This is a genomic window from Lagierella sp. (assembly GCF_029983815.1).
Classification (GTDB): Bacteria; Bacillota; Clostridia; order Tissierellales; family Peptoniphilaceae; genus Mediannikoviicoccus.
Genome location: NZ_JASBYU010000009.1, coordinates 61,131 through 68,571 on the forward strand (window position 1 = coordinate 61,131; position 7,441 = coordinate 68,571).

At 30.9% G+C, this 7,441-nt stretch carries 9 protein-coding genes; all 9 read right to left on the reverse strand.

Going from position 1 to position 7,441, the window contains the following annotated elements:
• Position 1 precedes the first annotated feature (1 nt).
• The 9 genes from rsfS to Q1K37_RS05245 all read right to left on the reverse strand — a co-directional run bounded on the left by rsfS (position 2) and on the right by Q1K37_RS05245 (position 7,340).
• On the reverse strand, positions 2-310 hold the full coding sequence (gene rsfS / locus Q1K37_RS05205; protein WP_300410156.1) for a ribosome silencing factor: 309 nt from the start codon (positions 308-310) through the stop codon (positions 2-4).
• The gene (gene yqeK, locus Q1K37_RS05210) at positions 297-884 is read right to left on the reverse strand and encodes a bis(5'-nucleosyl)-tetraphosphatase (symmetrical) YqeK (protein WP_300410158.1); all 588 of its coding nucleotides are present in this window, start codon (positions 882-884) and stop codon (positions 297-299) included. The genes rsfS and yqeK overlap by 14 nt, the downstream gene beginning before the upstream one ends.
• The gene (gene nadD / locus Q1K37_RS05215; RefSeq protein ID WP_300410161.1) at positions 874-1,476 is read right to left on the reverse strand and encodes a nicotinate (nicotinamide) nucleotide adenylyltransferase; all 603 of its coding nucleotides are present in this window, start codon (positions 1,474-1,476) and stop codon (positions 874-876) included. Before nadD ends, yqeK begins: the two co-directional genes overlap by 11 nt.
• Positions 1,463-1,750, reverse strand: coding sequence for a ribosome assembly RNA-binding protein YhbY (yhbY, locus tag Q1K37_RS05220; protein ID WP_300410164.1), 288 nt, complete (start codon positions 1,748-1,750; stop codon positions 1,463-1,465). Before yhbY ends, nadD begins: the two co-directional genes overlap by 14 nt.
• 8 nt (positions 1,751-1,758) lie before the next feature.
• The gene (obgE, locus tag Q1K37_RS05225) at positions 1,759-3,030 is read right to left on the reverse strand and encodes a GTPase ObgE (protein WP_300410167.1); all 1,272 of its coding nucleotides are present in this window, start codon (positions 3,028-3,030) and stop codon (positions 1,759-1,761) included.
• Between the two features lie 226 nt (positions 3,031-3,256).
• On the reverse strand, positions 3,257-3,517 hold the full coding sequence (locus Q1K37_RS05230; RefSeq protein ID WP_366524091.1) for a transposase: 261 nt from the start codon (positions 3,515-3,517) through the stop codon (positions 3,257-3,259).
• A gap of 372 nt (positions 3,518-3,889) precedes the next feature.
• On the reverse strand, positions 3,890-4,021 hold the full coding sequence (locus tag Q1K37_RS05235; RefSeq protein ID WP_300410170.1) for a hypothetical protein: 132 nt from the start codon (positions 4,019-4,021) through the stop codon (positions 3,890-3,892).
• Between the two features lie 531 nt (positions 4,022-4,552).
• Positions 4,553-6,097 (reverse strand): ABC transporter ATP-binding protein, encoded by a 1,545-nt coding sequence (locus Q1K37_RS05240; RefSeq protein WP_300410173.1) that lies wholly within the window; start codon positions 6,095-6,097, stop codon positions 4,553-4,555.
• A 7-nt stretch (positions 6,098-6,104) separates the two neighbouring features.
• Positions 6,105-7,340 carry a radical SAM protein gene (locus Q1K37_RS05245; protein WP_300410176.1) on the reverse strand — a complete coding sequence of 412 codons (1,236 nt, stop codon included), beginning with the start codon at positions 7,338-7,340 and terminating at the stop codon, positions 6,105-6,107.
• Positions 7,341-7,441 lie beyond the last annotated feature (101 nt).

Here is a 7,441-nt window from a genome sequence, read left to right on the forward strand (position 1 = left end):
TTTATGTCCACAATCTCTCAAGACTGTAGTACTCCCTTGATTCTGGGGTAAACACATGTACGACTATATCCCCCAAGTCTACCAATATCCAGCTTCCTTCAGAATACCCTTCTACCCCAACTATATCCATATGATTTTCCGCAGCAACCTTTTGTACTTCATCTGAGATTGCCTGAGTTTGATTAGCTGTGTTACCTGTGGCTACAACAAAGTAGTCAGCTATTGCAAGCCCTCCATCTAACTTTAATGTCACAACATCCTTTGCTATCTTGTCCTCACAGGCCTTTACGACTAAATCAATTTCCTTCAATAGTACCTCCTAGTAAATAATTTCTAAGTTCTACACTTTCCGGTGCAATTATCCTATTTTTATATATAAGGTGCACTATGGTATTGTTAAGGCTTAGGACAATGGCCCGGTCCATATCTATCAGTGAGAGTCGCCTAATTTCATCCACACCTTTATAGTCTCTCATATCTTCAGTTTTGTCGGCTAAATAAAGAACCTTACCCAGCTCACTCATTCCAACGCTCCCAGTTGTATGTTCCTTTATAGCCTTAAGTAATTCAAAATCTTCAACTTTATATTTGTTCTTTGCTACTATCATACCCAAAAGACAGTGTTTTAAATATGGATTTTTATATTGTTCATTTTCCTTTCTGTTAATATGAACCTCATAATCCATTTTATAAACTTCCTCATAATGGTTTTCCAGTCCCTTTGCACAGTCGTGAAGAAGACCTGCCATCTGACACTTTTTTATGTCCAGTCCAAAGTTTTCAGCAAGTTCCACAGCCTTTTTTGCTACAGAAAGGCTATGTTGAAACCTCTCTTTTGAAAGATTTAACTTTAAGTCCTGGACAATATCTTCTTTATTTATCATAAATTCCCCTAGTCCTAATATATTCATAGGTATTAGTCGGTATATAATATCTTGGATTTCTTCCCTGTTCAAACTCTTCTCTTATGTAAGAAGATGAAATCTCAAGGTTTGGTATCTTTACCCACTTAGTTATATACCCTTTTTCGTTAAAACTTGTCATTTTTTCTTGAAGAATTTCCTTATACTTGGTCTTTCTATTGACCACAATAAGTCTTACCTTAGAAAGTAGCTCTTCGTATCTATACCACTTTTCTATTTCCATGAAAGAGTCCTCCCCTACAATAAAGTAAAGGTTTTTACAATTATATTTCCCCTCCAAATAGTCAACGGTTTCAAGGGAATAACTTTTTGTACTTTTATTTATTTCGTATTCTTCAATTAAAAAATCTTTGTTATCCTCTATGGCGAGTCTTAACATCTCCAGCCTATCCTCTTTACTAACTTTAATAAGTTTATGAGGAGGATTACCGGAAGGGACGAAGACAATCTTTTCTAGATTCATCTTTTCTTTAACCTCTTGTGCAATAATCAAATGTCCAATATGGACTGGATTAAAGGTCCCTCCAAATATTCCAATATTAGGGCAATTCAATTTTCTTGTCCTCAGACTGTCTATAGATAGTAAGTTTAGAACCGATGAACTGAACAAAGTCACATCCTAATCTATCTAAGATATTGTCCACAATTTCATCACGATTATCCAAATTATTGTCCAGTATTTTTATTTTAACTAATTCACGTTTATTTAAAAGGTCATCTAACTGCACTAAAGTGTTTTCTGAAACTCCGCCTTTACCAATAATAAGTAGCGGTTCCATTTTATGAGCAAGACTTTTTAAATAAGAACGTTGTTTAGGATTTATCATATTTCCTCCTAACCTAAATAATCAAATTCCATTTCCCCTACAATTACCGTGTCTCCTTCGTTAATTCCATGATCCTTTAAAGACTCAAATACGCCCTTGTCTGTTAGAATCTTTTGGAAATGTCTCAAAGACTCATGGTCTTGGAAATTGGTTCTGTAGATGAGATGGTCGATTAGAGGACCCGTTACTATATAGGTGTCATCCTCTCTAGTAACCTCAAAGTCCGGCCTTTCTTCCACTTCCTCAGGAACAAATTTCTCATCGTAGGTTTCTGGTTTAATATCTGCATTTTTAAGAGCCTGAATTATTTTATATTTCAATTGATCTATTCCCTCTGTAGTAGCTGCTGAAATAGATATAATATCCGACTCTCTGTCGGAGAAGACTTCATATAATTTCTTTAAACCTTCATTAGCGCCAGGCAAATCCATCTTATTTGCAACAATAATCTCCTTCTTGTCGGCAATCTTTAAATTATAAGATAGGATTTCCTTTCTTATTATATTATAATCGTCAATCGGATCTCTTCCTTCAGAACCAGAAACATCCAGTACATGTACCAGTACTTTAGTTCTCTCTATATGCTTCAAGAAGTCAAATCCAAGTCCAACCCCTTCGCTAGCTCCTTCTATAAGCCCTGGTATATCAGCAATAATAAAGGATTCTCCAGAGCTAACCTTTACAACTCCAAGGTTTGGTTCCAAGGTAGTAAAGTGATAATTTGCTATTTTTGGTTTTGCCTCGGAGATTATAGAAAGGATAGAAGACTTGCCAACATTTGGCATACCAATTAGACCAACATCTGCAATTAGTTTCATTTCAAGCTTGATGGTCTTTTCTTCTCCTTTAGTTCCAGGTTCTGCAAACCTTGGAGCCTGTCTCTTAGAAGTGGCAAATCTTGCATTACCCCTTCCTCCTCTTCCTCCTTGACAGATTAAGAAGGTTTCATCTTTTTCATTTAAATCATGTATTACTCTATCGGTTTCAAAATCTTTGACCAAGGTTCCAATGGGTACCTTTAGATACAAATCCTGTCCCCTTTTGCCAAACATCTTCTTAGTGCCCCCGTTTTCGCCATTTTCCGCCTTATAATGTCTCTTATATCTGAAGTCCATTAAAGTTCTCACAGATTCATCGGCAACGAGATAAATACTTCCTCCATTACCTCCATCGCCACCAAAAGGCCCTCCAGATGGTTCAAACTTTTCCCTTCTAAAGGATACCGCACCATCTCCACCTTTACCAGCTTTCAATTCAATTTTTGCAATATCTATGAACATGTTATTTTCCTTTCATATTTCTTGTTCCCTTTATTATAATATAACATAATCCAGGATGAAAATTCCAAGTTTGAGACGAAAAATAAGATTATAACGTTCAATTAGCAGGTAGTTACGGAAGTTTGACAGTTGAATACATAAAAACCCTCTGTAGCATTGAAATGCCTGTATTTTTTGTCATTTAATGTATCAAAGTCAAGCTGTTACCATAATAGAAAATATACTTCTAGCAAGTAAAAATCTTAACCCATTTATATGATACAAATTTAGTTGAGTTTCTTATTTGATAGATTCTACATTTTTGTATTTCCGCCTTTGTATATACTAATTCTATGGATTGACTAAATCCTGGTAGATTATCAGTTGATACTATTAAAATATCTTCTGATCTTCTTTCGTTCAAATGATCTAACACCAAGAGCCAGTATTTGCTTGATTCATTTTCTCGAATCCACATACCTAATATCTCTTTAAAAATCTCTAAAATGTACTTAGGCTATAAACGCTGCTTTTTTTTAACTATATTATTTTCTATTGCATGATAATGGATGGCATCTAAAAACACCAGGGTTTATCCTTTTTCTAGCGGTCTATTTTACCATTCTTTTATTGTTAGAATTATTTTATTTATTATCTTACTTACCAAACCTTCTGATAATCCGAAGCCATTAATATTTTTTATATGAGTTGAAATATCTCCTTTTACATAACTTTTCCATACATGAATATGATCTGATTTTCTATATTTGATATATCTTTTTCAAATTTTTAAGGGCTTGTGGCTTAAAAGTTCTTTTCCTATCCATAGGAAAATTTAAATCTATATTCCCATATGATGATTTTACTGTTTTTTGCTTAATCAAATTCTAATGTTTAAAGATAATGGTTTTTCACCATCTTCACAGTCTAAATGGTCATCAAGTTCTACTAATAACATTATCTCAGTATCGTCACCTAAAAGATCTTTTAAAACCTCTTGCAGATCTTGCACCGTTTCTGGTTGATACTCGTCGAGTAACAGCTTAGATAATTTGTTTAGTCTTCTCTCTAATCTTTTCCTTGCATATTAAAATCCTCCTGATTAATATTATCTTATCAAGAGGTTCATCATACACAAACTATTTGACAGTCTTTGTGTTAAACTATAAATATCCTTACTAAAGATTTAACAAGTAGCATTACAAATAGAGATTGGCTAACAATCCCGATTTAACGGCATTTTAGTATTACACTCTTTCTCATTAACTGACTTTTGAATATTCTATCTTGGTCTTTAGCTGATGTAATTCAATCTCTAACTTTTCATTTAGTACAAGACGATTTTCCATTGCATCCTTTAGTTCTTTAATTTTTATTGTTCTACTTTCTATTCAGCTCTCTTGACTTATAATAACTGTTCTTTTAAGAGACACAAAAAGCGACTAGATTAATGTATCTAATCACTTATTATTTTGATTAATATGAGTTTGTTACTCCTTGGCTTTATAACTTTAAATACTACTTTATTGTTTTTTATATTTTGCTATAAGTAAATCTCTTTACATTCCAACCCATCAAAATCCTTATCTTCATGACTGATAATTAAAACAAGATTATTCTTACATAAATGAGTAATTATATTTTTCATAGAACTTTTCGTATTTCTATCTATCCCTTCAAAAGGTTCATCAAATAGAAAAATTGAAGCATTACAATTTATCGTTCGGTGAAAAAGTATCAATCTTTTTTCTCCGCCTGAAAAATCACTTTTGTCATCCGCTCTGTTTTTAAATTTATCTAAAATTTTTAAAGACATATTGGTAGCACTATATTTTCCAAAAAGAGTTATGTTGTCGTATAAATTTGCATCGTACAAAATATTTTTTTGATTCATATATGCTATAGCCGGTGATTCATTATCTAAACTCAAATATATATCACCCTCAAAGTCATTATACAAGCCTGAAATTATATTAAAAAGTGTGCTCTTCCCTTTTCCATTATCACCACAAATCCTATATAGCCCAGGTCCTTTTAAACTTTTTGATATATTATTAATTACATTATTATTTTCAAAACTATAACTCAGATCTTGTATAGTAATCTCTGGTTTACCAAATCTTATCTTTCTTTTATCTTTTTTCTCTATTTCATTATCTAGGATTGGATTTATTCTATCTATAACTGGATATAAATTATTTTTCATCGCCTTAAATTGAAATAGTTCAGATATAGGCAAATATATAGCACCTAGAAACCCCTGTATTGCCACTAATGTTCCCAGAGTCATTTGGCCATTTATGATTCTTACGATTGATAAGCCAAGTATGGTGACCGGCATAAAACTACTTAAAAAGTTTCTGATAAAATAAAATATAGCTGTCCATTTTTGGAGTTTTTTTTCTTTAATATAAAGATCTGTTGTATAATTTTTAATTTGATTAGTGTTCGTTTCCTCTAATTTATAAGATTTAGTGTTCATTAAATTATTTAAAATATCAATAAAAGAATTGTTCAGCTGATCTTTTGCTATATAACCCTCTTTTACAAATTTTTGCATTGGCTTCATTGTGAATTTAGTTAATATATAATATAAAGGAACAGATAGTAATACTACAACACCTATCACTTTATCTAATGAAAATAGCAAAACGTAAGTTATAATAAAACGCATTGAATTAGCAATCAACATAAAATAATAGAGTGAAATATATTGACCAATCTGATTAACATCATTCGTCATTAACGTAGAAAGCTTACCTGGAGTAATGCTTTTTGACTCTGAAAAAGGCCAAGTTAAAATTTCAGACATAATATCATCTCTAACATCTCGTTCTATGTTTTTTTGAAAAATTCTTAAATAATAATCATATATCAGCAAGGTGAAAATTGTGACCAAGATTTGTAAAATAAGTACAATAAAAAAAGCTCTCCAAGCGTTTCCAATGTTTTTCTGTTCAATTGCATCAATTACAAATTTAAAGCTGTAATTATAAAATAACGCTAGTACATTGCAAATTGTTACTGCTATTACTAATGCAATAGATTTGTATCTATAGTTTTTAATCAAATTATTTATATATTTCATGGTTTGCCTACACTATGTAATTAATGAAATTACTCTTTATTCTATCTATATCCCCATTTTCTAGTCTCACGAGTATTTTTTCTAATGTAATCTCAAACCTTTCTTTTTTTACACAACAATCGTCTAAAAAAGGGAAATTTTCTTCTCCTAAAAATGTATCCGCAATACAAAGCTCACATAAATATCTTGCCCAACAAGTTCTACATTGATTAAAATTTTCTTTTTGATTGTATAAGTTTAAAACTTCATGTTCTGAGCTTATATTTTCTAGTTTAAATCTATGATCACTCCATAACTTAAAACAATTATATAAACTTCCGTCATAGTCGTAATGAATTGTAATATTTGTTTGTAAATCATCGCAAAAAAATTGTGATCTTTTAGATAAAAATAGACCTTTTAGTATTCTAATTACATATGGATCTAAATTAATATTTTTTTCCCCATTTGCTAAGATATCTAAAGTTCTATCTATTTCACTGATTAATTGTTTCTTAGTTATTCTTCTATTAATCTCTATATTCTTGTTGTTGCTAATTACCGTATTTATCTCTATAGAAAAATTATTATTCTTTGCAAACTCATATAAATCTTGATAATCAATTCCAAGATCTTCATGAACCTTTGTATAAGTTACTGAAACAGAATAATCTGATTTAAAATCATTTAACCATGATATAAATCGCATAGCAGCATCATAGCTCCCATTCCCTCTCAACATATCATTAACTTCTTTAGGCCCATCTAAGCTTATATAATATCTCATAGGATAATTTGATAATTTTTTTACTAAGTCCATACTACCACTACCATTAGTGGTTAATAAAAACTGATTAACATTAAATGACTCATCGATAATCTCAACTATATCTAATAATTTTGGATTTAATGTAGCTTCACCTCCAAATAGTTCGATAGTTCCAATGTTTTTAATACCTTTATTTAATAAATCATCCACTATTTTATTTAAAGTATCGATATCCATGAAAGCATTTTCTTTACCATAATTCCCATGATTTGCATAGCAATAAACACACTTGTAATTGCAAGCGTTAGAGATGTTTAATACAATTTTTGATGCACTATCTTTCTTGTTTTCTTCAGGAAAATTCAGTGATTGAATTATATTTAAATATTGTTCTTCATCAAACCCTAACGTTGTGTCAAATAAAAGCATATTTTTAGCATCAAATAAAATTTCTCTTTCACCTATTTGTTTAGTAATTAAAAATTTTTCTTCCATATTATCCTCGTATAATAGATTTAACAAGTATAAAAAACTTGTTGTTGGTTACAAATTAATGCTCTGTGTAGTATGATTATCTTAATAGATAAGGTCATTAC